This window comes from Bradyrhizobium sp. LTSP885 (genome assembly GCF_000938305.1).
In the GTDB taxonomy this organism is placed as follows: domain Bacteria; phylum Pseudomonadota; class Alphaproteobacteria; order Rhizobiales; family Xanthobacteraceae; genus Bradyrhizobium.
Map to the genome: position 1 here is coordinate 1 of NZ_JYMT01000012.1, position 21,373 is coordinate 21,373.

21 protein-coding genes are annotated in these 21,373 nt (G+C 62.8%); 8 read left to right on the forward strand and 13 right to left on the reverse strand.

Annotated features, from left to right (window positions below; translation table 11 throughout):
• Positions 1–19: 19 nt before the first annotated feature.
• Positions 20–1,123, forward strand: a complete 1,104-nt coding sequence (locus tag UP09_RS07965; protein WP_044535962.1) for an IS4 family transposase — start codon at positions 20–22, stop codon at positions 1,121–1,123.
• Between the two features lie 751 nt (positions 1,124–1,874).
• Here UP09_RS07965 and UP09_RS07970 read toward each other — a convergent pair.
• Positions 1,875–3,161, reverse strand: coding sequence for an MFS transporter (locus UP09_RS07970; RefSeq protein ID WP_063840135.1), 1,287 nt, complete (start codon positions 3,159–3,161; stop codon positions 1,875–1,877).
• 134 nt (positions 3,162–3,295) lie between these two features.
• On the opposite strand from UP09_RS07970, the gene UP09_RS07975 reads away from it, so the two are divergent.
• Positions 3,296–4,240 (forward strand): LysR substrate-binding domain-containing protein, encoded by a 945-nt coding sequence (locus tag UP09_RS07975; protein WP_197082633.1) that lies wholly within the window; start codon positions 3,296–3,298, stop codon positions 4,238–4,240.
• A gap of 8 nt (positions 4,241–4,248) precedes the next feature.
• A complete protein-coding gene (gene argE, locus UP09_RS07980; protein ID WP_044537550.1) occupies positions 4,249–5,424 on the forward strand; it encodes an acetylornithine deacetylase in 1,176 nt (391 codons plus the stop codon).
• Between the two features lie 80 nt (positions 5,425–5,504).
• Here the strand turns inward: argE and UP09_RS07985 are convergent, their stop codons facing one another.
• Entirely contained in the window at positions 5,505–5,816 is a 312-nt protein-coding gene (locus UP09_RS07985; RefSeq protein WP_044537551.1) for an ArsR/SmtB family transcription factor, read from the reverse strand.
• 96 nt (positions 5,817–5,912) lie between these two features.
• On the opposite strand from UP09_RS07985, the gene UP09_RS07990 reads away from it, so the two are divergent.
• Entirely contained in the window at positions 5,913–6,665 is a 753-nt protein-coding gene (locus tag UP09_RS07990; protein ID WP_044537678.1) for an SDR family NAD(P)-dependent oxidoreductase, read from the forward strand.
• A 19-nt stretch (positions 6,666–6,684) separates the two neighbouring features.
• Here the strand turns inward: UP09_RS07990 and UP09_RS07995 are convergent, their stop codons facing one another.
• Positions 6,685–7,599, reverse strand: coding sequence for a DMT family transporter (locus UP09_RS07995; RefSeq protein WP_044537552.1), 915 nt, complete (start codon positions 7,597–7,599; stop codon positions 6,685–6,687).
• A 516-nt stretch (positions 7,600–8,115) separates the two neighbouring features.
• Between UP09_RS07995 and UP09_RS36270 the strand changes: the two genes are divergently transcribed.
• On the forward strand, positions 8,116–9,462 hold the full coding sequence (locus UP09_RS36270) for a hypothetical protein (RefSeq protein WP_052833007.1): 1,347 nt from the start codon (positions 8,116–8,118) through the stop codon (positions 9,460–9,462).
• A gap of 119 nt (positions 9,463–9,581) precedes the next feature.
• On the opposite strand, the gene UP09_RS08005 is transcribed toward UP09_RS36270, so the two are convergent.
• Both UP09_RS08005 and UP09_RS08010 read right to left on the reverse strand, forming a co-directional pair.
• Complete coding sequence (locus UP09_RS08005; RefSeq protein WP_044537554.1) at positions 9,582–10,640, reverse strand: phosphotransferase family protein; 1,059 nt, start codon at positions 10,638–10,640, stop codon at positions 9,582–9,584.
• 139 nt (positions 10,641–10,779) lie between these two features.
• Positions 10,780–12,012 (reverse strand): acyl-CoA dehydrogenase family protein, encoded by a 1,233-nt coding sequence (locus UP09_RS08010; protein WP_044537555.1) that lies wholly within the window; start codon positions 12,010–12,012, stop codon positions 10,780–10,782.
• Positions 12,013–12,207: 195 nt separating this feature from the next.
• Here UP09_RS08010 and UP09_RS08015 point away from each other — a divergent pair, with 195 nt between their 5' ends.
• Positions 12,208–12,900, forward strand: coding sequence for a TetR/AcrR family transcriptional regulator (locus UP09_RS08015; protein ID WP_044537556.1), 693 nt, complete (start codon positions 12,208–12,210; stop codon positions 12,898–12,900).
• 13 nt (positions 12,901–12,913) lie between these two features.
• Here the strand turns inward: UP09_RS08015 and UP09_RS08020 are convergent, their stop codons facing one another.
• The 3 genes from UP09_RS08020 to UP09_RS08030 all read right to left on the reverse strand — a co-directional run bounded on the left by UP09_RS08020 (position 12,914) and on the right by UP09_RS08030 (position 15,448).
• Positions 12,914–13,309 carry a RidA family protein gene (locus UP09_RS08020; protein ID WP_044537557.1) on the reverse strand — a complete coding sequence of 132 codons (396 nt, stop codon included), beginning with the start codon at positions 13,307–13,309 and terminating at the stop codon, positions 12,914–12,916.
• A gap of 101 nt (positions 13,310–13,410) precedes the next feature.
• Positions 13,411–14,127, reverse strand: coding sequence for a 3-keto-5-aminohexanoate cleavage protein (locus tag UP09_RS08025; RefSeq protein ID WP_044537558.1), 717 nt, complete (start codon positions 14,125–14,127; stop codon positions 13,411–13,413).
• A gap of 94 nt (positions 14,128–14,221) precedes the next feature.
• Positions 14,222–15,448 (reverse strand): CaiB/BaiF CoA transferase family protein, encoded by a 1,227-nt coding sequence (locus UP09_RS08030; RefSeq protein WP_044537559.1) that lies wholly within the window; start codon positions 15,446–15,448, stop codon positions 14,222–14,224.
• A gap of 261 nt (positions 15,449–15,709) precedes the next feature.
• On the opposite strand from UP09_RS08030, the gene UP09_RS37505 reads away from it, so the two are divergent.
• Positions 15,710–15,973 carry a hypothetical protein gene (locus UP09_RS37505; RefSeq protein WP_156164520.1) on the forward strand — a complete coding sequence of 88 codons (264 nt, stop codon included), beginning with the start codon at positions 15,710–15,712 and terminating at the stop codon, positions 15,971–15,973.
• Here UP09_RS37505 and UP09_RS08035 read toward each other — a convergent pair.
• Both UP09_RS08035 and UP09_RS37510 read right to left on the reverse strand, forming a co-directional pair.
• Complete coding sequence (locus tag UP09_RS08035) at positions 15,970–17,088, reverse strand: acyltransferase family protein (protein ID WP_156164521.1); 1,119 nt, start codon at positions 17,086–17,088, stop codon at positions 15,970–15,972. The two genes, UP09_RS37505 and UP09_RS08035, sit on opposite strands and share 4 nt — an antisense overlap.
• A gap of 272 nt (positions 17,089–17,360) precedes the next feature.
• A complete protein-coding gene (locus tag UP09_RS37510) occupies positions 17,361–17,513 on the reverse strand; it encodes a hypothetical protein (RefSeq protein ID WP_156164522.1) in 153 nt (50 codons plus the stop codon).
• A gap of 111 nt (positions 17,514–17,624) precedes the next feature.
• Here UP09_RS37510 and UP09_RS08040 point away from each other — a divergent pair, with 111 nt between their 5' ends.
• Positions 17,625–19,649, forward strand: a complete 2,025-nt coding sequence (locus UP09_RS08040) for a carbohydrate porin (protein WP_044537560.1) — start codon at positions 17,625–17,627, stop codon at positions 19,647–19,649.
• A 72-nt stretch (positions 19,650–19,721) separates the two neighbouring features.
• Here UP09_RS08040 and UP09_RS08045 read toward each other — a convergent pair whose 3' ends face one another.
• From UP09_RS08045 to UP09_RS08055, 3 genes are all read right to left on the reverse strand, one after another.
• The gene (locus tag UP09_RS08045; protein ID WP_044537562.1) at positions 19,722–19,904 is read right to left on the reverse strand and encodes a hypothetical protein; all 183 of its coding nucleotides are present in this window, start codon (positions 19,902–19,904) and stop codon (positions 19,722–19,724) included.
• 78 nt (positions 19,905–19,982) lie between these two features.
• The gene (locus UP09_RS08050) at positions 19,983–20,498 is read right to left on the reverse strand and encodes a GNAT family N-acetyltransferase (RefSeq protein ID WP_052833009.1); all 516 of its coding nucleotides are present in this window, start codon (positions 20,496–20,498) and stop codon (positions 19,983–19,985) included.
• A 110-nt stretch (positions 20,499–20,608) separates the two neighbouring features.
• Positions 20,609–21,346, reverse strand: a complete 738-nt coding sequence (locus UP09_RS08055) for an HAD family acid phosphatase (protein WP_197082634.1) — start codon at positions 21,344–21,346, stop codon at positions 20,609–20,611.
• Positions 21,347–21,373: the final 27 nt, after the last annotated feature.

The window sequence follows — 21,373 nt, forward strand, 5'->3', positions numbered from 1 at the left end:
CGTGTGATTCCAAGAAGAGATGAGAAACGAATCGCTTGTGAACGAAGACTGGGCGCGTGTTGTTTCGCGGCTGGGCGGAGCTGAGGCTCTGGAGGCTGGCGCGCGGGAGACGAAGGCGTTTGTTCGCCCGCGCGAGATCAGCAATGCAGTCGATCTGCTGCGGCTGATCCTTGCGTATTGCCTGGGCACGAGAGGTCTGCGGTTGACGGCGGCATGGGCGACTTCGGTGGGCCTTGTCGATATCTCCAACGTGGCTCTGTTATACCGGCTGCGTCAGTCCGGGGATTGGCTTGCACAGCTGATAGGCCGGGCACTTGCGAGCGGTGCGCCGAAGGCAAGCCGCGGTCGACTGATCCGCATCGTTGACGCCACGACGGTCCCAAAAGCTGGAACCGGCGGCAGGCAGAAGAATGCGGTGTGGCGCATCCACAGTGCGTTCGATCTTCCGCAAGAACGTTTTGGTCACTTCGAGCTGACCGACGAACGCGCGGGCGAGACGCTGGACCGGATCCCGCTGATTGCCGGCGAGATCCGTCTTGCCGACCGCGCCTATCTGCAGCCGGAGCGCATGGCGTATCTGGTCGAGGCCGGTGCGGACTTCGTGATCCGCTCGGGCTGGAAGAGCGCTTGTTGGCTGGATCGCAAAGGCAATCTGATCGATCTCGTCGCCGAACTGCGCAAGGCCGCGGCACGCGGCATCATCGACCGGCCGATCTGGGTAAAACGCAAGTCTGGTGGAGCACCGCTTGCTGTGCGTTTGGTTGCCGTCAAGAAACCTGCAGATGCGGCTCAGGCTGCACGGCGCAAGGCACGCAGGACGGCTCAGAAGGGAGGCCATCGTCTCTCCAGGCAAACGCTTGATGCTGCGGATTGGGTGATCCTGGTGACCTCGCTCAAGCCCGAGGACTTCACAACCGCTGATCTGCTTGCCCTTTACCGGCTGCGATGGCGGATCGAACTCGGCTTCAAGCGGCTGAAGAGCCTGATTGGCTTGAAAGGACCTCCAGGAACTGACGAGCGGTCTGCCAGACCCCATATCCTCGCTCACCTGCTGATCATTCTTCTGCTCGAGCCGCTTGTCGACGAACTCGAGGACTCTCCCCGCTTGGCCGAAGCCGCCTAACCAGACCTGCAGCATGGCGCCTGCTCCGTCAGCTCATCGCCTCCCTGCTCCAAGCCATCATTCCCCAGCCCACAATCGCGCGTCTGCGCAGAGCCAGCCTCGCTCTCCAACGACATCTGCGCGAGCCTCCCAGACGTAAACGCCGCTATCAGGCCATGATCAAACTATCTTAGCGCCTATGGGCCTTCGCCGGGACGACAGCGAGTGTGTTGCGCCACTCGTGAGTCATACTTCCGCATTCTCGCGACATGATCTGCCCGAGCTTTGCATTTCGTTCCGCCCTCTCTCGAAACAGAGGGCGCAGGGAAAGCCGGGTGCGCGCTGCACCCGCGGTCTCGTGTGCAAGAGTAGAAAGAGAAGCGCACACGAGCATACAGGTCCAGCGGAGGCACTCCGGCTTTCCCTGCGCGATGGTTTTACGGCTTATACGTGCTCTCCCCGGCGAGACTAGGCTTTGTTGTCACCGCCCTCGCAAAGACGCTGTCGCGCACTTCACGAGAGGACACCTGCCACTGGGGCGTCAGGTCCACACGATTTCACCGTCCACGTCATGCGCCCTCGTCAGTTGCGCATTCCGCGTCCACCGCATCCCACCGCGCGTTCGTGACGTGCGCACGCCCCTCTTGTCGGGTGGGACGGCGGTATTAAACGGCTGAGTTGGGGTGCGCGTCATACGAAATTACTTCTGTCGCGATGGCTTGACCCGCCGGGCAACTCAGTGATTGGCGATTTGACGATGACTGGAGCCAAATCACTTCAGCACTTCGCCGGTGCGATCGGTCAGCGTCAGAACCGCCGCAAAGCTGATGACGGCCGCGCCCATCAGATAGAACGCCACCGTGACCGGCTGTCCGGTCCAGCTGATCAGGGCCGTAATGATGGCTGGCGTGAACCCGCCGAAGATCGCGACGCCAAGGCTGTAGGTGAGCGAGATCCCGGTGGCACGCACCTGGGTCGGAAACAGTTCGGCCAGCACCGCCGAGGCCGGTGCCGTATAGATCAACATGAACATGGCAACGACGATCTGAGTCGAAACCAGACGCTGCGGCGTCGGCGACGCAATCAGATAGGAGAACGCCGGATAGGCAACGACCGCAAGCCCGGCCGCGCCAGCGAGCATGATGCGGCGGCGGCCGTAGCGATCCGCCAGCGCGCCGATCAGCGGACAGAACAGCAGCACCGTGCCGATCACCAGCGGGCCGAGATACGACTGCGACAGCGACACTTTCAGCTCGCGCACCGCGAAGGTCGGAAAATAATTCGCGAGGTATTGCGCGACGGTCCACAGCATCACGATCAGAATGCCCGTCAGCACCGTGCGCCAATGCTCACGCAGCACCAGCCGGATCGGCGCCTCGGCCGCATGGTCTGATGCCTTGAACAGCGGCGCGTCCTCGAGCTCGCGGCGGATATAGAGTCCGACCGGCGCGATCAGGAGACCGACGACGAAAGCCAGACGCCACCCCCATTCGGTCACGGCATCGGCCGGCAACAGCAGCGCGATGGTGATCGCGACCAGTCCCGACAGCATGGTCGATCCACCCTGCGACATCTGCTGAAACGATGCAAAGAGCGCGCGGCGCTGCGGTGGCGCGTGTTCGACCAGCGTCGAGAGGGCACCGCCGATCTCGCCGCCCGCTGAAAATCCCTGGATCAGGCGCGCGACCAGGATGATAATCGGCGCCGCAAGTCCGATAGAGTTGTAACCGGGGCACAGCGCGATGATGCCGGTGCCGAGCGCCATCAGCAGGATCGTCAGACTCAGCGCGTCACGCCGGCCGCGCCGGTCGGCAAAGCCGCCGAGCACGATTGCGCCGAACGGCCGCGCAACAAAGCCGAGGCCGAAGGTCACGAAGCCAAGCAGCAGCGACACCACCTCGCTGTCAGCCGGAAAGAAGGCCTTCGAGATCGGGACTGCAAAGGCCGCATAGATCGCGAAGTCGTACCATTCGAGCATATTGCCGACTGTCGCCGCAACGACGGCGCGCACCGCCGACTGACGTTCATTCGCCGTCCCACCTTCCGCAATTGCGCTCACTCTGTGCCCCCTCCCAGTTGCAATCCCGTCGATGCCGCGCCAACCGGCGTCGGCTCGTCGTGTGGGGCAAAAAGCTTGCACGCAGCATCATGCTATGCAAATATTTATTTCCTTTCCGAATTTCTATGCGGTTGATGAATAGAAAACCCAACATCGTGGATTTGGCAGGCGACAGCAAGATTCGTCCCTCGCTGCGCGAGATCGAGGCGCTGCGTGCCATGATCGCGACGGGAAAGACGACACATGCGGCGCGCCAGCTCGGCATGTCGCAGCCGTCGGTGTCGCGCGCGATCGCAAGCCTCGAGGCGCGCCTCGGGCAGCCGCTGTTCGCGCGCCGCAACGGCCGTCTCGCGCCGACTGCGGAAGCTCTTGCGCTCGAAGCGCGGGCCGCCGTCGTCTTCGACCTGCTCGATCAGCTTGCGGCCCCGCGCGGCGACGTCGCGACCACGATCCGCGTCGTGGCACCGCCGACGCTCGCCCATCTGTTTCTCGCGCCGCTGCTGGCGCGCTTCATCGCCCGCGAGCCGGGCACGCGCGTTCATCTGGAAGTCGGCAAGTCGACCGACTGTCTCGGGGCTGTTGCTGACGGCAGCGCCGACCTCGGGCTGGTGGACCAGGCAACGTCCCATAACGGTGTCCGGCTGGAGATTTTCCGGCGGGCGCGCCCGCATGCGCTGCTGCCAAAGCGGCATCGCCTGGCCATCAGATCCGAACTGACGATCGGTGATCTCGTCGGCGAGCGCATGATCGCATTGAGCCGGCGCTTTCCCCTGCGCAACAAGATCGACGCGGCTTTTGCGGCGGTTCGTTCCGAACCGCTGATCGTCGCGGAGGCCTCCACCTCGGTGGTTCTGGTCGAGATGGTCCGCGCCGGCCTCGGGATCGCGATCCTCAATCCCTTCCCGCTCGAACTGCGTCCCGAAAAGTCCATGGTGTTCCGTCCGCTGGACCTCAAAATGACGCTCGAAACCGCTGTCGTCGTTCCAGCGCAGGGATCGCTGGCGCCGGCGGCGCGCTCGCTCGCCAATTTCATCCGGACCGGACACCCGGCCAGCCAGTTTTCCAACGCCATCGAGTAGACCAAAACATGCAAACCCCACGCCCCGAACGTATCCGCAAGATCCTCGCCGACCTCGTCGCCTTCGACACGATCAGCGATCGCTCCAACCTGCCGCTGATCGCCTATATCGAAAACTACCTCGCCTCGCTCGGCGTGACCGGGCAACGGATCGTGGACGACACCGGGCAGAAGGCCTCGCTGTGGGTCACCATCGGCCCCGAGGACAAGGCTGGCCTGGTACTGTCGGGGCATACCGATGTCGTGCCGGTTGCCGGACAGGAATGGACCCACAATCCATTCGAACTCGTCGAGCGCGATGGGCGGTATTACGGCCGCGGCACCACCGACATGAAGGGGTTTGTCGCCGTCTGCCTCGCCATGGTGCCGGAGATGATCGAGGCTGATCTGAAGACCCCGATCAACCTTGCGATTTCCTATGACGAGGAGATCGGCTGCGTCGGCGTACGCCCGATGCTACACGAGGTTTCCCAAAAACCGGTCAAGCCGCTCGGCTGCTTCGTCGGCGAACCGACGCAGATGCAGGTGATCATCGGACACAAGGGCAAGCACGGCGTCCGCGCCACCTTCCGCGGACTGGCGCGCCACTCCTCGATTGCGCCTGATGGCGTCAACGCCATCGAATATGCGGCCGACCTGATCACCGAAATTCGTCGCCGCGCCGTGCTGCTTGCCCAGGAGGCCGAACAGAACAGCATCTACGACGTCCCGCACTCCACGCTGCTCACCAGCATCGTGCATGGCGGCGCGGCGCTGAACATCGTGCCTGACCATTGCACCGTGGAATTCGAATGCCGAGGCATCGGCATCACCGAGTCCCGGCAGGTGACGGACGCGATCGTGGCCTGGGCCAAGGCCGAGATCGAGCCCGCCATGCGCAAGCGTCATCCGGATTGCGGCATCGATTTCGAGGAGATCCTCGACTATCCGGCGCTGGACACGCCGGCGGAGAATCCCATCGTCACGCTGGCGAAGCAACTCGCGGGCCGCAACGACCACGCCAAGGTCGCCTTCGGCACCGAGGCCAGCCTGTTCGTCGACATGGCTGGCGTGCCGTCGGTCGTGGTCGGCCCCGGCGGAATCGCGCAGGCCCACACGCCGGATGAGTTCGTCGAGATATCGCAGCTCGAGAGCTGCGGAAACTTCGTCGCGCGGTTGATCGCGCATTGTGCGAAGTCGGCGTAATTGCGTAGCCCGCATGAGCGCAAGCGATATGCGGGACCCCTGCCCCGGGTATCGCTTCGCTCACCCGGGCTACATCCTTGCTATTCCGGATACCCCAGAATCGTCTTCAGCAATTTGGGAAAGCGCGCATTGATATCGGCTTCGCGCACCACATTCCGATGCTCGACGCCTTTTTTCGAGGTTTGAATCAGACCCGCTTCGCGCAGAACGCGAAAATGGTTCGACAAGGTCGATTTGGCCATGCCAGGGCACGGCGCGGCTTCCGCGCAGGACATGCAATCGCCCTGCGCAAGCAGGCTTTTGACGATCCGCAGCCGCATCGGGTCCGCGAGCGCTGCCAGCACTCCGGCCAATGTGATGTCCTCGCGCGAGGGGTGAACGAATTGCACCATGCCCAAATATATAGCGCGGCCCTTGAACCTGTTCAATAGTTCACTATTACTGAACTATTGAACAAGCCGCGCGTCCGCGCGGTCATGGAGAGCAAGATGACCAAGAGACTTGAAGGCAAAGTGGCGCTGGTAACCGGCGCGTCAAAGGGTATCGGCGCCGAAATCGCGGTCCGCCTCGCCGCGGAGGGTGCCGCGGTTGCCGTCAACTACAGCGCCAGCAAAGGGGCGGCCGAGCGCGTGGTGGGTGCGATCACCGAAAAGGGCGGCAAAGCTATCGCCGTCCATGGCAATCTCACCGACGCCAGCCATGTGAAGTCGGTGGTATCAGAGACCGTCAAGGCGTTCGGCCCGATCGATATCCTGGTCAACAATGCCGGCCTCTACGAGTTCGCGCCGCTGGATGGCATTACGCCTGAGCACTTCCACAAGCATTTCGATCTCAATGTGCTCGGCCTGCTGCTGGTTTCGCAGGAAGCCGCGCGGCACTTCAATGCGGCCGGTGGCAGCATCATCAATATCAGCTCCGGCGTATCGACGATCGCGCCGCCAAACGCCGCCGTCTATACCGCGACCAAAGCCGCGGTGGACGCGATCTCCTCGGTGCTGTCGAAGGAGTTGGCGCCGCGCAAGATCCGCGTCAATACCGTCAACCCCGGCATGATCGCGACCGAAGGCGTCGTTTCCGCCGGCCTTGCCGAGGGCGACATGCGCAAGTGGATCGAGTCAGTCACGCCGCTGGCGCGGATCGGCAAGGTCGAGGAGATCGCAGCAGCCGTGGCTTTCTTCGCCTCGAACGATGCCTCCTACATCACCGGCGAAACACTGCACGTGACCGGCGGTCTGCACTGAGGCGCTTGTTCTCGTGACGTCACAACCCGTCCGGTGGCAAGCCTGATGCGCTTGCCGCCGGACGCAACCGGTCACGGATGCGCTCGCGATAGAGCGTGTAGAGGCCGGACGCCACGATCATTGCGGCACCCGCGATCATCGGGACATCGGGCCGGTCGCCGAATACGAAATAGCCCGTCACAATCGCCCAGAGCAGCGCGAGATAGCGGAACGGCGCCACCGCGGAGATATCGCCCGATCGCAACGAGATGATGGTGCACTGATAGCCGATCAGCACGAACACCGCCGCCAGCGCCAGCAGCCCGAGCGCGCTTGCGGATGGCGGGGTCCAGCCGCCGAGCGGAAACAGCACGATGGCGCCGGCGGTCGTCACCGCGAGCGTCGTCACCAGCGTGATGAACAGCGATGGCAGCTCCGCCGGGATCCGCCGGGTGACGAGATCGCGCACGGCGCAGAACGCGACCGAGAGCAATGCCAGCAGCGAGAACTGGCTGAAACCGGCCATGCCGGGACGGACGATGATGAGCACGCCGAGAAAGCCGGCCGAGATCGCAAACAAGCGCCGCCAGCCCACGGGCTCGCCGAACAGCAATGCGGCGCCGAGCGTGATCACCAGCGGCAGCGCCTGGAAGATCGCCGAGGCATTGGCGAGCGGCATATGCGCAATCGCCAGCAGATAGGTCAGTGTTCCCCCGATCTCGCCAAACACCCGCAGGCTCAGCGGCCCGACCGCCAACGCGGTCACCGGCCGCAGCGCCTGCCGATGCAGCGCCAGCGCGCCGATCAGCAGCATCGCGAACCCGCCTCGCACCAGCATGATCTGCCCGATGTTCATCTCGGACGAGACCGCCTTGGTGATGGTGTCGTTGGTGGTGAAACTGGCCATCGCGACCGCCATGAACAAGCCGCCGCGGACATTCGGGGAGAGCTTCAAGATGGTGCGTCCGATCAGGACAAGAGCTATTCCGTTCCGATGGAATCGGAACGGAGCTCTCGATTCTTGTTTTGACGCGTTTTCTTCACGCGAACCGGTATCCACTTCGCTCGAAAACGCTCCAGGGCAGGTTATCTGACCAATTCCCTTGCCAAAACAGCGCCGCAAACTCAAGCCGCCGTGGCGCATTTTGTCGCTCCGTGAGGGCTTTGGTGTCCGGTTTCGGGACCGTCGCCTCACCTGACGTGTGATCGGCTTCACTTGCGGGAACATTCTATCAATGGTTGAATGCCCTCATATTCGACGTTTGAAATTGAATGCAAGTCCATTGCCGGGAAGTTTCTTGAAGCTCCCCTCGACGCATAACCGGTTCAGCGTCAGCGCATAGGCACCAATCGCGTGCTTGAATCCTCAAGGCACGATTGATGCACGAGCAGAAAGCCGTTGCACGCTGCCGGATGCCTGCCGAGGGCCACAGATGTCTCTGACGCCCGCTCAGCAAAGGCGAATTGGATCATGTCTTATCTTAATCAGATTCTGAATGACGAGAGCGTGCTTCGCATGATGGCGATAGCCACCTTCAGCCTTCTTGTTCCACTGGGAGTTTATGTCGGTCGCATGAATGTGCGTGCCTCCCGGCACGAGATCGTGCTCGACCTCGAAAGACTGTTCCAGTTTGCAAAATCCGACGGCCGGCCGATCATCCTGCCGTCCTTCGAGCTCGTCAAATACAAGTACGATCCCAAGTCCAACCCTAAGCGGAGCGGATCGACCAATGCCAACTCGATCCGCTACTACGTGTTTCCGGTCGCGATCTATGTCCTGCTGACTTATCTCTGCTTCGAATTCGCTTTCACACCGCGTAATTCCAGCGGCCTCTATGATCCCCATGGCCTGAGCTTTTACGCGCAACCCAAAGGGTGGCCGGGAATGGTCACCTACACATTCCTCAGCAGCTACATCTGGACGCTGCAATATCTGGTGCGGCGGATCGCGAATTTCGACCTGTCTCCGATCTCGTTCTTCACCTCCTTCATGCACATCACGCTGGCACTGTTCGTCAGCGCCGCGGTGGCGCAGAGCGGTGTCTTCGACCTGCTGGGCGACAAGCCGAAGATTGCTGCGGCGTTCGTCATCGGGTTCGTCCCCGACCTGTTCATCAGCGTGCTGATCGCGAAGTTTCCCTGGATTCGGCTGCGGCGCGTCTCACCGGCCAGCAAGGCGCTGCAGGAGGAGCTGCCACTCGACATGATCCTGGGCATCGACCCGTTTATGAAGCTTCGCCTCGGCGAGTTCGAGATCGAGGACGTGCAGAACCTCGCGACGATGAATCCGATCCAGATATTCGTGGAGACGCCCTATGGACTCTACGAGGTAATCGACTGGGTCGCGCAGGCGCAACTCATCCTTGCCGTCGGGCCGCTACGCACAATCGCGCTGCGCGAGATCCACATCCGCACCATCTTCGATCTCGAGCGCTGCCTCGACAATCCGCTCCTGAAGGAGCGCGTTGCCCGCATCCTGCTAGGACTGGACATCAGCGGCTTTACGGACAAGGCCGTCCCGGTCCCGCAGGACGGCGCAGTTGGGACCGAACGCATCCTCGACCCAACCGACATCCTCGCCGCCGTCATCTCCTACATCCGCGACGATCTTCATGTCAGGCGGCTGCGGCAGATCTGGGATGTGATCAACAGCAGCCTGGACGGCCGCTACCATGAACCCAAGGGGCAGGCCGCGAAGGCCCGCGATGCAAAGACGGCGTCGCGGAAGCTTCCCTCCGAGCCGCCGCGCCCCCCGCACAAGCCGAAAAACGGCGGCATCGATAAAGCGCCCCCCCAACCGTCCGGCGGCCCACATTGAAGCGCGATTTCGCCCGTCAGCGACGCGTGGACGCAAAGCAAAGGCCCCGGTGGAACGCGAAGCATCGCGTTCACACCAGGGCCTTGATCATTGAACCATGGAACGCGGCGTTGCCTGCGTCAGACCGCGCCGGCCTTCTGCGCGTAGTCCCATGACGCCTGCGACAGCGGCACGGTGCGCTTGGCCGATTCGAGGGCCTTGGCATTCGCGGCGGTGCCGTCGCGGACCCGCCCCGCAATACCCTGGGTGATGCCGGCAAGGCGGAACAGATTGTAGGAGAAGTACCAGTTCAAATCCGGCACCGTCATGCCGGTGACGTTGCAATAGATCTGCGCGGCTTCGTCCTGGCTCGGAATGTTCAGCGCCTTGAGGTCGGCGCCCGCCAGGCCCGGCATGGTCCACTGCATCAGCAGATAGGTGAAGTCGGCCATGGGATCGCCGAGCGTCGACAACTCCCAGTCCAGCACCGCCTGCACCCGCGGCTCGGTGGCATGGAAGATCATATTGTCGAGGCGGTAGTCGCCGTGCACGACCGAGACCCGCTCCTGCGGCGGCACGGTCTTCGGCAGCCACTCGGCGAGCTTCTCGAATTCCGGAATGTGCTGCGTTTCCGACGCGCGATACTGCTTGGTCCAGCGATCGACCTGGCGCGCGAAATAATTGCCGGGCTTGCCGAAGTCGCCGAGCCCGATCTTCTGGGGCTCGAGCATGTGCAGATGCGCCAGCGTCTCGATCTTGCTGATGAAGATCTTTCGGCGCGCCTCCGGCTCCTGGCTCGGCAGCGCCGGATCCCAGAACACCCGCCCCTCTTCCATCGACATGATGTAGAAGGCGGAACCGACCACGGCGTCGTCGGTGCACAGCGCGTAGGCTTTGGCGACCGGAAAATTCTGCTTGCCGAGGGCGGCGATGACGCGGAACTCGCGATCGACCGCATGCGCCGACGGCAACAATTTACCGAACGGACGACGGCGCATCACGTAGGAACGGCCGGGCGTCTCGATCTGGTAGGTCGGGTTGGACTGACCGCCCTTGAATTGCAGGACCTTCAGCGGGCCCTGATAGCCTTCGACGTGTTCCCGCATCCAGGCGTCGAGGTTCGCCTCGTTGATACGATGGCGCTCCTCGACTTCCCTTGTGCCGGAAAATTCTTCGTCTTTCCTGACGCCGTCCGCCACGATGACGCTCCCTCAACTGTTCTTGGAGAGCGCCATCTGAGGCCAGCTCCCTAAATCAGGCTGGCTCGCCAGCCCGATTTTTTCTACGTTTTGAGCATGATCTTCCGGAAAACCGGTGTCCACTTTTCCGGATCATGCTCTAGTGCGTCTTGTTTGCATACTTCCGAAGTTCAAGTCTGGCAATGGCACGATTGTGCACCTCGTCCGGACCATCCGCCAAGCGAAGCGTGCGGATGTGGGCATAGTCCTTGGCGAGGCCAGCCTCGTCGGAGACGCCGCCGCCACCATAGGCCTGGATCGCGTTGTCGATGATCTTCAGCGCCATATTGGGGGCCGCGACCTTGATCATCGCGATCTCGGCCTGCGCACTCTTGTTGCCGACCTTGTCCATCATGTCGGCGGCCTTGAGGCACAGCAGGCGGTTCATCTCGATATCGGCGCGGGCTTCGCCGATGCGCTGCTCCCACACCGAGTGCTCGATGATCTTCTTGCCGAACGCGGTGCGCGACGCCAGCCGCTTCACCATCTTCTCCAGCGCTTCCTCCGCCTTGCCGATGGTGCGCATGCAGTGATGGATGCGGCCCGGACCGAGCCGGCCCTGCGCGATCTCGAAGCCGCGGCCCTCGCCGAGCAGGATATTCTCCTTCGGCACGCGCACGTTCTCCAGCAGCACCTGGGCATGGCCGTGCGGCGCGTCGTCGAAGCCGAACACCGGCAGCATCTTCTCGACCTTGATGCCGGGAGTGTCGAGCGGCACCAGGATCTGCGACTGTTGCTGATGCTTGGCAGCGTTGAAATCGGTCTTGCCCATCAGGATCGCGATCTTGCAGCGGGGGTCGCCGACGCCCGACGACCACCATTTGCGGCCGTTGATGACGTAATGATCGCCGTCCTTCTCGATCCGGGTCTCGATGTTGGTGGCGTCAGACGAGGCCACCGCCGGCTCGGTCATCAGGAAGGCGGAACGTATCTCGCCGTCCATCAGCGGGCGCAGCCATTTGCGCTTCTGCTCCTTGGAGCCGTAGCGGATGAACACTTCCATGTTGCCGGTATCGGGTGCCGAGCAGTTGAAAACTTCCGACGCCCAGGAGATGTGGCCCATCTCTTCCGACAGCAGCGCATATTCGAGGTTGCTCAATCCCGCGCCGTGGAATTCATCGTCCTCATGCGAGGACGGCGGCATGAACATGTTCCAGAGGCCTTCGGCCTTCGCCTTCTTCTTCAGGTCCTCCAGGATCGGGATCACCTTCCAGCGCGGGCCTTCGGCGTCCTGCTTGTCGTAGATCGGCACTGCGGGACGGACATGCGCCTTCATGAAGGCCTGAACGCGCTCGAGCCATTCCTTCTGCCGTGCCGACAAAGTGAAATCCATGGGACGCTCCTCGTTTTTCTAGACTTGGGCCGTACTGTCCACCCCGCGCCCGCGCGCCGCAAGGGCGTTCGCCGGAACACGCTGAGTTGGCGTGCCAGAACGCCGCCCCGCGAGATGCAGATTGACATTTCCGGCTGTTCAAACGATAGTTTCATACATATGTTTGAAATGCAACCGCAGCATCGGGGGTAACCCATGCCGAGCGACCAGACCCGATCCGCCATTCTTGCCGCCGCCGAACGCCTCTATGCCGACCGTGGCTTCGGCGACGTCACGCTGCGCGACATCGTCGCGGAGGCGAACGTCAACCTCGCGGCCGTGAACTACCATTTCGGCTCCAAGGACGAGTTGATCGCGGAGCTGTTCGTCACCCGCAGCATCCAGACCAATCGCGAACGCCTCAATGAATTGAAGGCGGCTGAGGAAAAGGGCGGCGGCCGCGCTTCGATCGAGGATATCATGCGCGCTTTGGTCGGCCCAACCTTGCGCGGCTGCCTCGGCCCCGACCGCGAAGGCTCCACGGCGGCGCGCTTCATGATCCGCGCCTCGATCGAATCGGTGCCGCCGATCCGCCGCATCAAGAACCGCGAGGTCGATCATTTGCGCAAATTCGCAGCCGCGATGCGCCGCGCGATGCCTGGCCGCGACGACACCGAACTCTATTGGGGCCTGAACTTTGCGCTTGCGATGGCGCACCACACCATCCGCGAGAAGGAACGGCTGATCCGGCTCTCGGAAGGCAAATGCGATCTCGACGACGTCGCAGGGATCATCGACCGTGTGGTCGCTGTGTCGGTGATGGCGCTGACGACGGGAGATGCCGCAAGCAAATCACCGCCCGCGCGGCCGGCCGTGGTGCACGGGCGGCTGACGCGGCAGGATTTGTGAAACGCCCCTGACCTCACACCATCGCGATGCAGTCAACCTCGACGTCGAACGGCCCGGTCCATTCCGGGATACAGACGAAGATACGCGCCGGCGGTTCGTGCGGGAAATACTTTGCATAGACCGCGTTGAACGTGGCGAAGTGCTTGGCGGACGTGCAGAACACGTTGCACTTCATGACATTGTCGAGCGTGGCGCCGGCGGCTTCGAGACACTGCTTGAGCTGTGCCATGACCAGTTCGCTCTGCCGTTCGATCGACGCGCCGGCGGCGAACTCGCCGGTTGCGGGATCGAATGGCGGCAAACCGGAGACAAAGATCATGTTCCCGGCCCGGGTCACGGCCGACGCCGGCGCCTTCCAGCGCTCCAGCCAGCTGGAGATCGGCTCGACGCGAACGACTTCTCGTTTCATGGGTGCCACCTGCGATGGGATGATCGATGGCGCCAAACTAGCAGGCTTGTGTCAACAATGATTCGATACCGGTCGAAGTGTGGATGATGATCGCGACGGTCTCATGCCCCGCGATAGATCGCAACAGCCGCCGCAGCCAGCTCCGCATTGTCGGCTGCCTCGGTCCCGTCGGGTAACGCCTTGCCATCTTCGAGGCCGATCCGCGTCGACCAGCGCCGCCGGCGCGCCTCCGCGACGAACGGCCAGACGGTGGCGTCGAAGCCATGCAGCAATATCTGACGCCGGACATTGGCGCGATCGAGCACCGAGGCGACGTCATCCGCGATCCGCAGCGCCTTACCGAGGTCCTGCACGTCGATTTCGATCAGGACCCGAAACACGTCCTGATGCCCGGGAAGCCGGACAAAGCGCTCGGCGTCGGCGGCCGATGCGAGGCCGGCTTCGATCCCGACATGGCGGCCGCGCAGCAGCTCCATCACCGCCGGCGCGTCGGGCTCGGACAGATTGACCGACGCATAGTCAGGCAACTGTCGCCAAGCAGCGATCGCAGCCCGCGTCCGCTCCACATCGTTCTCGATCCACGCCCCGGTGGAGACGCCGATCAGGGTGCCGGGACAGCTTTGCCGGACGGCCAGAACCGCCTCATCGACGGCATTCAGGCTTTCGCGGCGTTCGACGCCGCGCGGATGGATATGCAGTTCGGCGGCACCTGCCGCGACACAGGTTGCCCCATCGCCCGCCATCGCGTCCGCCGACAGCGGAAGGTGCGGGTGAAAATCAGTGGGACGCGCGCCGTTGAGGCAGGCCTGAACAATCATCTGCGGTCACGCCCCAGCTTTGCTTGACGCGGCGATCAATCGCATCACGGTAGTTCAGCGGCGATGGAATGTCACCGCCGCTCTACCCTGCCCGCTATACGATCCCTTGCGCCTTCAGCCCGTCGACCTTGGCCTCGTCGTAGCCGATCGTCGCCAGCACGTCCTTGGTGTCGGCGCCGAGCAGCGGCGGGGCGCGGTAGTCGGTGATCGGGGTGCCAGAAAAGGTCAGCGCATTGCGGATCAGCGACAAATCAGGTTCGTAGGGATGATCGACCTTGACCCGCATGCCGTGCGATTGCACGTGCGGGTCGTTGAACACCTGCTCGAAATTGTTGATCGGACCTGATGGCACGCCGGCCTCCTCCAGCTTGTCCAGCCAGTACGCGACCGGTTGCTTCAGGAACAGCCCGGCGAAGATCGCCATGATCTCCTTGCCGTGCACGACACGGTCGTTGTTCTTGACGAAGCGCTTGTCGTTGGCGAGCTCGGGCTCGCCGAGCACCGCGCAGGTGCGCTGGAACTGGCCGTCATTGCCGACCACCAGCATCAGCTCGCCGTCGGTGCAGCGGAACACACCTGCCGGCATGCCGCCATTGCCCCAGGTGCCGCGGCGCGGCGGCATCTTGCCGTTGACGAGGTAGATCTGGAGCCAATGCGACAGCGAGGCGATCACGGTGTCGAACAGGCAGACGTCGACATGCTGCCCTTCGCCATTGTTGGCGTCGCGATGGTAGAGCGCCGAGAGAATCCCGATCGAGGTGTTCATGCCGGTCATGTAATCGACGATCGAGGGGCCGACCTTCATCGGACCCTCGCCAGGCTCGCCGTCGATATGGCCGGTGACGCTCATCAACCCGCCCATCGCCTGCAGGATCGCGTCATAGCCGGCGCGCCCAGCATAGGGACCGGTCTGGCCGAAGCCGGTCACCGAGCAATAGATGATGCCGGGGTTGAGCTGCTTGATGGTTTCGTAATCGAGGCCATAGCGCTTGAGGTCGCCGACCTTGTAGTTCTCCATCATCACGTCGACCGACTTGGCCAGCTCACGGATGATCGCCTGCCCTTCGGGCTTTGCGATGTTGACGGTGACCGACTTCTTGTTGCGGTTGGCGCAGAGGTAGAACGAGTTGTTGTTGTTCTGCTTGCCGTCCGGGTCCGTCAGGTAAGGCGGGCCAAAGGCGCGGGCGTCGTCGCCGCCACCGGGGCGCTCGATCTTGATCACCTCGGCGCCGAGATCCGCCAGCATCTGGGCCGACAGCGGGCCCGCAAGCACCCGCGTCAGGTCGAGAATTTTGATGCCCGAGAGTGGCAGAGCCGACATGAACCTTCCTCCGATATTTTGCAAAATCTTGATTATGCGGCGCCGGGGCATGTCCCGGCGCGGCAGAGCTTGCCGATACACCATTTTGGCAGCGCGAGCACTGCGTTGTCGGCATGACACCATCCGCCTGCGGCCTATGTGCGGTGCGCCCGCGGGTTTTTGCCGGAGCCAGCCGGACCGTTCCCCCGCGCGATTGTGAAGCGGCCGACATCAATTTGACGCCGCGGCAACGGTAGCGTGGCGCGATCAGGAGGCCAGAACATGCGCGAGGATATGCGGACGATATTTGCGGCGGGAATAGCTCTCGCCATAATCGCTGCCACCATGGCGGCAGCAGACGCCCGTGGCGGACACGGCGGGCATGGCGGCTTCCATATGCACGGTATGCGCACCGGCGGCGCAGACGGCGCCGGCGGATTGGCCGCCGACAAGCGTCACGCCGACGATCCCTACACCAAGGCGGCCTCCGAGGAGGAAGACCGCCTGCTCAACAGCAAGCTGAAAAGCATCTGCCGCGGCTGCTAGGCCTTGAGTTCAGCGGCGACCAGCGGCGCAGTCGGTCGCTGCGCGCCTGCGGGCTTGCGCAGCCGGCGGCTGAAGAACCGCAGCATCGGCCGCTCGATGGCATAGTGGATGGCGCAGCCGACCACGACCGCGACCAGAACGCCACTCAGGAAGAACCCTACCGGCGACCACGCGCCGGTGACCAGCCGTGCCCAGACGTCGCGGAACGGCCGCAGCACCATCGTGTGGCTGAGATAGATGCTGTAGGACGCATCGCCCAGGATCGTCAGCCAGAACGTTGCGCGGGACTCCTTCAGCGGCGGGCAAAGCACGAGACCTCCGACGATCAGCATCGCGGGAAGCCCCGCCGAGAACACCGCGGGCCAGTTGAATTCGGGATAGCCGAGCGCCACGCCGGCGAGCACAAGAGCGATGGCGGCGATCCGGCTGACGCGAAAACCGCTCTGGTAGATCAAGCCGAGATAAATGCCGAGGACGAATTCCAGGATCAGGCCGTCGGTCCAGGTGAACAGCATTGGCGTGGAGATATCGAGGTTGCGCCCGAGGATCGCGAGCGTGAGGAAGCCTGTGGTCAGGATCGCGATGCCGATGCGCCGTGGCCACAGGATGGCGAACGCGAAGGCGGCGTAGAAGAACATCTCGTAATCGAGCGTCCAGCCCTGCCCCAGGATCGGGCGCAAATCATCGGCCGCGCGGAGCACCGGAATGAAGAGATATGAGCTGGCGATATAGTGCCATTTGTCGGCGGGGAGTTCGAGCGAATGCGGCGCCATCAGCACGCCTGCAACCATCACCGTCGTCAGCACCCAGTAGAGCGGCACGATGCGGATGATGCGGCGGACCAGGAACGCTTTCCACGCGCCCGGCTCGCCGAAACTCTTCGTGGTCAGGATCATGATGAAGCCCGAGATCACGAAGAAGATGTGGATCCCGAACGACCACGGAATGTGCGCAAACCACGACGGCGCGAGGCCTGCCTTCTCGCGCAGAAACTCGGTATGGAAATTGAGATGATGGATCACGACCATCATAGCCGCGATGCCGCGCAGCCACTGGACCGAAGGCAGCATCTCGGTTGTTGACCCGGCGATGCGGACCGCACTCGCACCCTTCACAAGCCGCTTCTCCCTGCCAAGACGCAATTCAGAAGGCCAAAATGCGCCTTCGATCGACTGCAAATTAGCGTCGCAGCAGCAATTGACAACGAACGCTGTCGCTTAATCTAACCAATCAACTTTAATGCGGCCGGCATCTCGAAACGGGGCGCTTCGCCGTCACGGCGATGCCGCGTTCTCGGACATGTGCGTCCCGAACCGAGTCACGTCGCGCCCACGGCGATCCGCTCAGACACGCAAGGACGGCGTCACTCGATCACGCCGCTCCATCTTCAAGCGCAACGCCCGTTCAGCGCGTTCCGAGTGACGACGTCGAACAGCAGCTTGAAATTCAACAGCAGGATGATGGCGGCCACGATCCAAGCCGCGATCGCAATCGGCCTCGTGCGCGGGCCTTCGTCTGCCGCTCCGGATTCCACCGTCATGATCGCTGTCCTCGCGTCGCAATTGACAATCAATTGCAACTAGCTTGACAGCCCGCCGCGCGCCGGGCAACCTTGTTGCAATTGACTTGCAATAGCGAAATGGGGCGAACGATGGTGCGGATCTACTGCGTGGTGGGCTGCCTGGCGGCATTTACGGCGGCCAAAGCGGCAAACGCTGCCGATTTGCCCAAGGCGGCGATCGGACCAGGCACGCCGTTCGATTGGTCAGGCTGGTACGTCGGGGGACATGTCGGTTACGCGGCAGGCCAATCCGACTGGTCGGCCGATCCGGCCGGCGGAATCCCGTCGTCCGGCACCACCGTTCTCACCAACGGTTTTGACCTATTCAAAGGCTCCGGCAGTTTCTTCGGCGGATTTCAGGGTGGCGCCAATCTGACGTTGCCGTCCCGTGTCCTGCTGGGTTTTGAAACGGACGTCTCGTTTCCCAACCTGATTGCGGGCACAACGAGTACGGGCACCGTGAGTTACGGCGACACCCAGCTCTATTCCGGCACGGTGCGCGGACGCCTCGGCTACGTCTTCGACAACAATTGGCTGGCATACGGAACGGGCGGATTTGCCTGGAGCTACGACCAACTGTCCCGCACGCAACTTGCCGGCGGCGTGCTGCCATCAGATACCAATGAAGGCGCCTTCCTGTGGCGGTTTGGCTGGGCCGCCGGCGCCGGTGTCGAAATTCCGGTTGCGCCGAACTGGAGCGCACGCGGCGAGTATCTCTACACCGGCTTCGGGAGAAACAGCCGAGCGTTCGCCGGCACACAAGAGCTATTCAATTCCGACATGTCGCTGCATCAGGTCAGGTTCGGCCTGAACTACAGGCTGTTTGGAGACGACGCGGTGACGAATCCGGCGCTCGTCACCAAGGTGCCCGCCGCGGCCACGGAAGATATCTGGGCCGTCCATGGCCAGACCACCTTCGTCAGACAATATGCGGCTCCGTTTCGTGCGCCCTACAGCGGCCCAAACAGCCTTGCCGCCAACGCCGGGCGAGAGACCTGGGACGCCACCGCCTATGTCGGCCTGCGTCTGTGGAAAGGCGCCGAGGCCTGGTTCAATCCGGAGATCGATCAGGGCTACGGCCTCAGCGGAACGCTCGGCGTCGCCGGCTTCACCAGCGGCGAAGCCTACAAGAAGGGTGCAGACTATCCCTACACACGCCTGCATCGCGCCTTCATCCGCCAGACCATCGATCTCGGCGGTGAAACCCAGACGGTGGACGCCGGAATCAATCAGTTCGCAGCCACCCAGACCGCCGACCGGCTGGTGTTCACGGTCGGAAAGTTCGGGGTCGGCGATGTCTTCGACACCAACAAATACGCGCACGATCCGCGCAGCGATTTCCTGAACTGGTCGATCATCGGCGCCGGCACTTTCGACTACGCCGCGGAAGCCTGGGGCTATTCGCTGGGCGGCGCCGTCGAGTGGTACCAGGGCGACTGGGCCTTCCGCGGCGGCCTGTTCGACATGTCGATCGTGCCGAACAGCACCGATCTCGATCCGCAGTTCGGACAGTTCCAGTGGATCGGAGAGATCGAGCATCGCCACGAATTGTGGGGCCAGCCGGGCAAAATTGCAGTGACCGGTTTTCTGTCGCGCGGCCGGATGGGCACATTCCAGGATGCCCTCGCGCTTGCGGCGTCGACCGGCGATCCCATCAATATCAGCGCGGTGCGCGAATATCGCAGCCGCGGCGGGGTCAGCCTCAATGTCGAGCAGCAGATCGCCGATGGGGTCGGATTGTTCGGCCGCGCCGGCTGGGCCAATGGCGACGTCGAGCCCTATGAATTCACCGACATCGACCGCACCGTATCGGCGGGCCTTTCGGTGCAGGGCAAGCGATGGGGACGGCCCGACGATACGTTCGGAATTGCCGGGGTCATCAACGGTATCAGCAAGGTCCACCAGGAGTATCTCAACGCCGGCGGCCTCGGTATCCTCGTCGGCGACGGTCAGCTTCCGCATCCGGGATCGGAACAAATCCTCGAGACCTATTACAGTTTCCCGGTGTCCTTTGCGCGGGTGACGCTCGACTATCAGCTCATCGTCAATCCCGGATACAACCGGGATCGTGGACCGGTGTCGGTCTTCGCAACACGGTTGCACACACAGTTCTGAGCCCGGCATGGCGGACGCCCCCTCCCCGGATTCGACGTCACGGTCTGAGGCTTGTCCGCCCGCGGCGTTCCCTCAATGAGGGATCGGGTGCAGCGTTGCCAGTTGGTCGATCGACAATCCCGCTTCTCGATCCGTCAGCGGGAAGCGGACAATCACGTCCTGTCGGGCGAGCTGCCCCCACAGCGCGTCCGACGACCATTTCTGCGGTTCAGGTCCGCGGAGCCCTTCGACCCAGATGAAATACCATTCCGCCATGACACGCGTCCGAAGACCACCACACCGGACAATTGGTGCTTCGCCGGCACATCCGCAACATCAGAGACCCGTGGGGAGTCACGCGCGCCCAACCAGATCCTTCGCCATCAGGATATCGTCGTAGTAGCGGCCGTCGATCTTCAGCGCGTGCCGCTCCAGGCCGTACTCCACGAAGCCTGCGCTTTGGTAGAGTCGCAGCGCCGGGTCGTTGCCATCAACCACGATCAGCTGGACCAGTTCGACGGACTGTGCCGCCAGATCGAGCGCGGCACCAAGCAGCCGGCGGCCGGCGCCGACGCGCCGCGCGGCCTGCCGCACATACATTCCCACAAGCGTGCCCTTGTGCTGGCGCTTCGGTCCGTCGGCCACGATCAATCCCACTATTCCGACAAGTTCGCCGCCGCGAAATGCCCCGAGCATCACCGTGCCGCCGTCGAGCCATCGCGCAAACCAACCGATGGGCTGGACGCTTTCAGTCTCGAACGCACTGCCGAATGCCTCGGGACTCAATCGCAGCGCCTCGAGCCTGACATCGCGAAACACGGCGGCGTCTGCAACCGTCAGGCGCCGGATCTCGATCGAAGACGCGGTCATTGGGTATCCTTCAGGCACGTTCAACTGGACAGGACGCATAATGCATCCCGGACACTTCGTCACTGATAAAGGATACGCTGCCCGCCGGCCGCTGGTGACTGCCGTATCAGCTACTTGATGAAGTAGTACGGATTCGGCACCTTGAAGCGGCATCCGGAATTATCGCCGTCGATGTCGCTCATCTGGTCGCCGATATTGACGATGATTGTATAGCCCTCGCCCGTGACCTTGGCGCGTTCTTTCGTCTTGAACTCCTGCACGGTCCCATCGTCCCTGTCGGGACGGGTGTGGAGTTCGGTCCAAGCGAAACCGGCGTGGTCGAGATTGATCACAGTTGCGTCACGCTGCGAATCGCGACGCCCGGTAATGAAGATCACCGCGATCCGCTTGAACTTGGCCGCCTTGAACAAATCCTGCGCCGGCTTGAATGGCTCGGCCTGCGCCAGCGCGATCCACTTGTTGAAGCCGCAAGGCCCCGCGGGCAGCACATCGCAGGCACCGCCCGCAATGAATCCGAAATTATCCGCAGCTAAATTCGGCCAGTTGGTCAGCGACGTCTCGTCGATGTCGAACACGATCGCGGGCAACGGCGCCGGCCCCGAATAGTTTTCGACGAACTTCTGAGCCAGGCCGAACACCGCTGCGATGTCGGCGAGGTAGAAGTTCTCGTGATAGTCGGTCAGCCGATCCTTGATCTTGTCGATATTGAGCGGCGGCGGTGGAGCGTCCGGAATATGATTGGGTGGCATCACCGGGCAATCGTCCGCGGCGGCGCATGGCGAAATCGCCAGCATGCCGAGAACGGCTGCAACGGCCAGCCGTTTGCGCCTGTTACCCCAACGCCTCATGTCCGCCCTCCGGGTTGATCGAGCGAC

Coding starts and splice junctions, on each gene's coding strand:
- UP09_RS07965 (WP_044535962.1), top strand. CDS start 20: ATGAGAAACGAATCGCTTGTGAACGAAGACTGGGCGCGTGTTGTTTCG.
- UP09_RS07975 (WP_197082633.1), top strand. CDS start 3,296: ATGAATAGAAAACCCAACATCGTGGATTTGGCAGGCGACAGCAAGATT.
- argE (WP_044537550.1), top strand. CDS start 4,249: ATGCAAACCCCACGCCCCGAACGTATCCGCAAGATCCTCGCCGACCTC.
- UP09_RS07985 (WP_044537551.1), bottom strand. CDS start 5,816: ATGGTGCAATTCGTTCACCCCTCGCGCGAGGACATCACATTGGCCGGA.
- UP09_RS07990 (WP_044537678.1), top strand. CDS start 5,913: ATGACCAAGAGACTTGAAGGCAAAGTGGCGCTGGTAACCGGCGCGTCA.
- UP09_RS36270 (WP_052833007.1), top strand. CDS start 8,116: ATGTCTTATCTTAATCAGATTCTGAATGACGAGAGCGTGCTTCGCATG.
- UP09_RS08010 (WP_044537555.1), bottom strand. CDS start 12,012: ATGGATTTCACTTTGTCGGCACGGCAGAAGGAATGGCTCGAGCGCGTT.
- UP09_RS08015 (WP_044537556.1), top strand. CDS start 12,208: ATGCCGAGCGACCAGACCCGATCCGCCATTCTTGCCGCCGCCGAACGC.
- UP09_RS08020 (WP_044537557.1), bottom strand. CDS start 13,309: ATGAAACGAGAAGTCGTTCGCGTCGAGCCGATCTCCAGCTGGCTGGAG.
- UP09_RS08025 (WP_044537558.1), bottom strand. CDS start 14,127: ATGATTGTTCAGGCCTGCCTCAACGGCGCGCGTCCCACTGATTTTCAC.
- UP09_RS08030 (WP_044537559.1), bottom strand. CDS start 15,448: ATGTCGGCTCTGCCACTCTCGGGCATCAAAATTCTCGACCTGACGCGG.
- UP09_RS37505 (WP_156164520.1), top strand. CDS start 15,710: ATGCGCGAGGATATGCGGACGATATTTGCGGCGGGAATAGCTCTCGCC.
- UP09_RS37510 (WP_156164522.1), bottom strand. CDS start 17,513: ATGACGGTGGAATCCGGAGCGGCAGACGAAGGCCCGCGCACGAGGCCG.
- UP09_RS08040 (WP_044537560.1), top strand. CDS start 17,625: ATGGTGCGGATCTACTGCGTGGTGGGCTGCCTGGCGGCATTTACGGCG.
- UP09_RS08045 (WP_044537562.1), bottom strand. CDS start 19,904: ATGGCGGAATGGTATTTCATCTGGGTCGAAGGGCTCCGCGGACCTGAA.
- UP09_RS08050 (WP_052833009.1), bottom strand. CDS start 20,498: ATGACCGCGTCTTCGATCGAGATCCGGCGCCTGACGGTTGCAGACGCC.
- UP09_RS08055 (WP_197082634.1), bottom strand. CDS start 21,346: ATGAGGCGTTGGGGTAACAGGCGCAAACGGCTGGCCGTTGCAGCCGTT.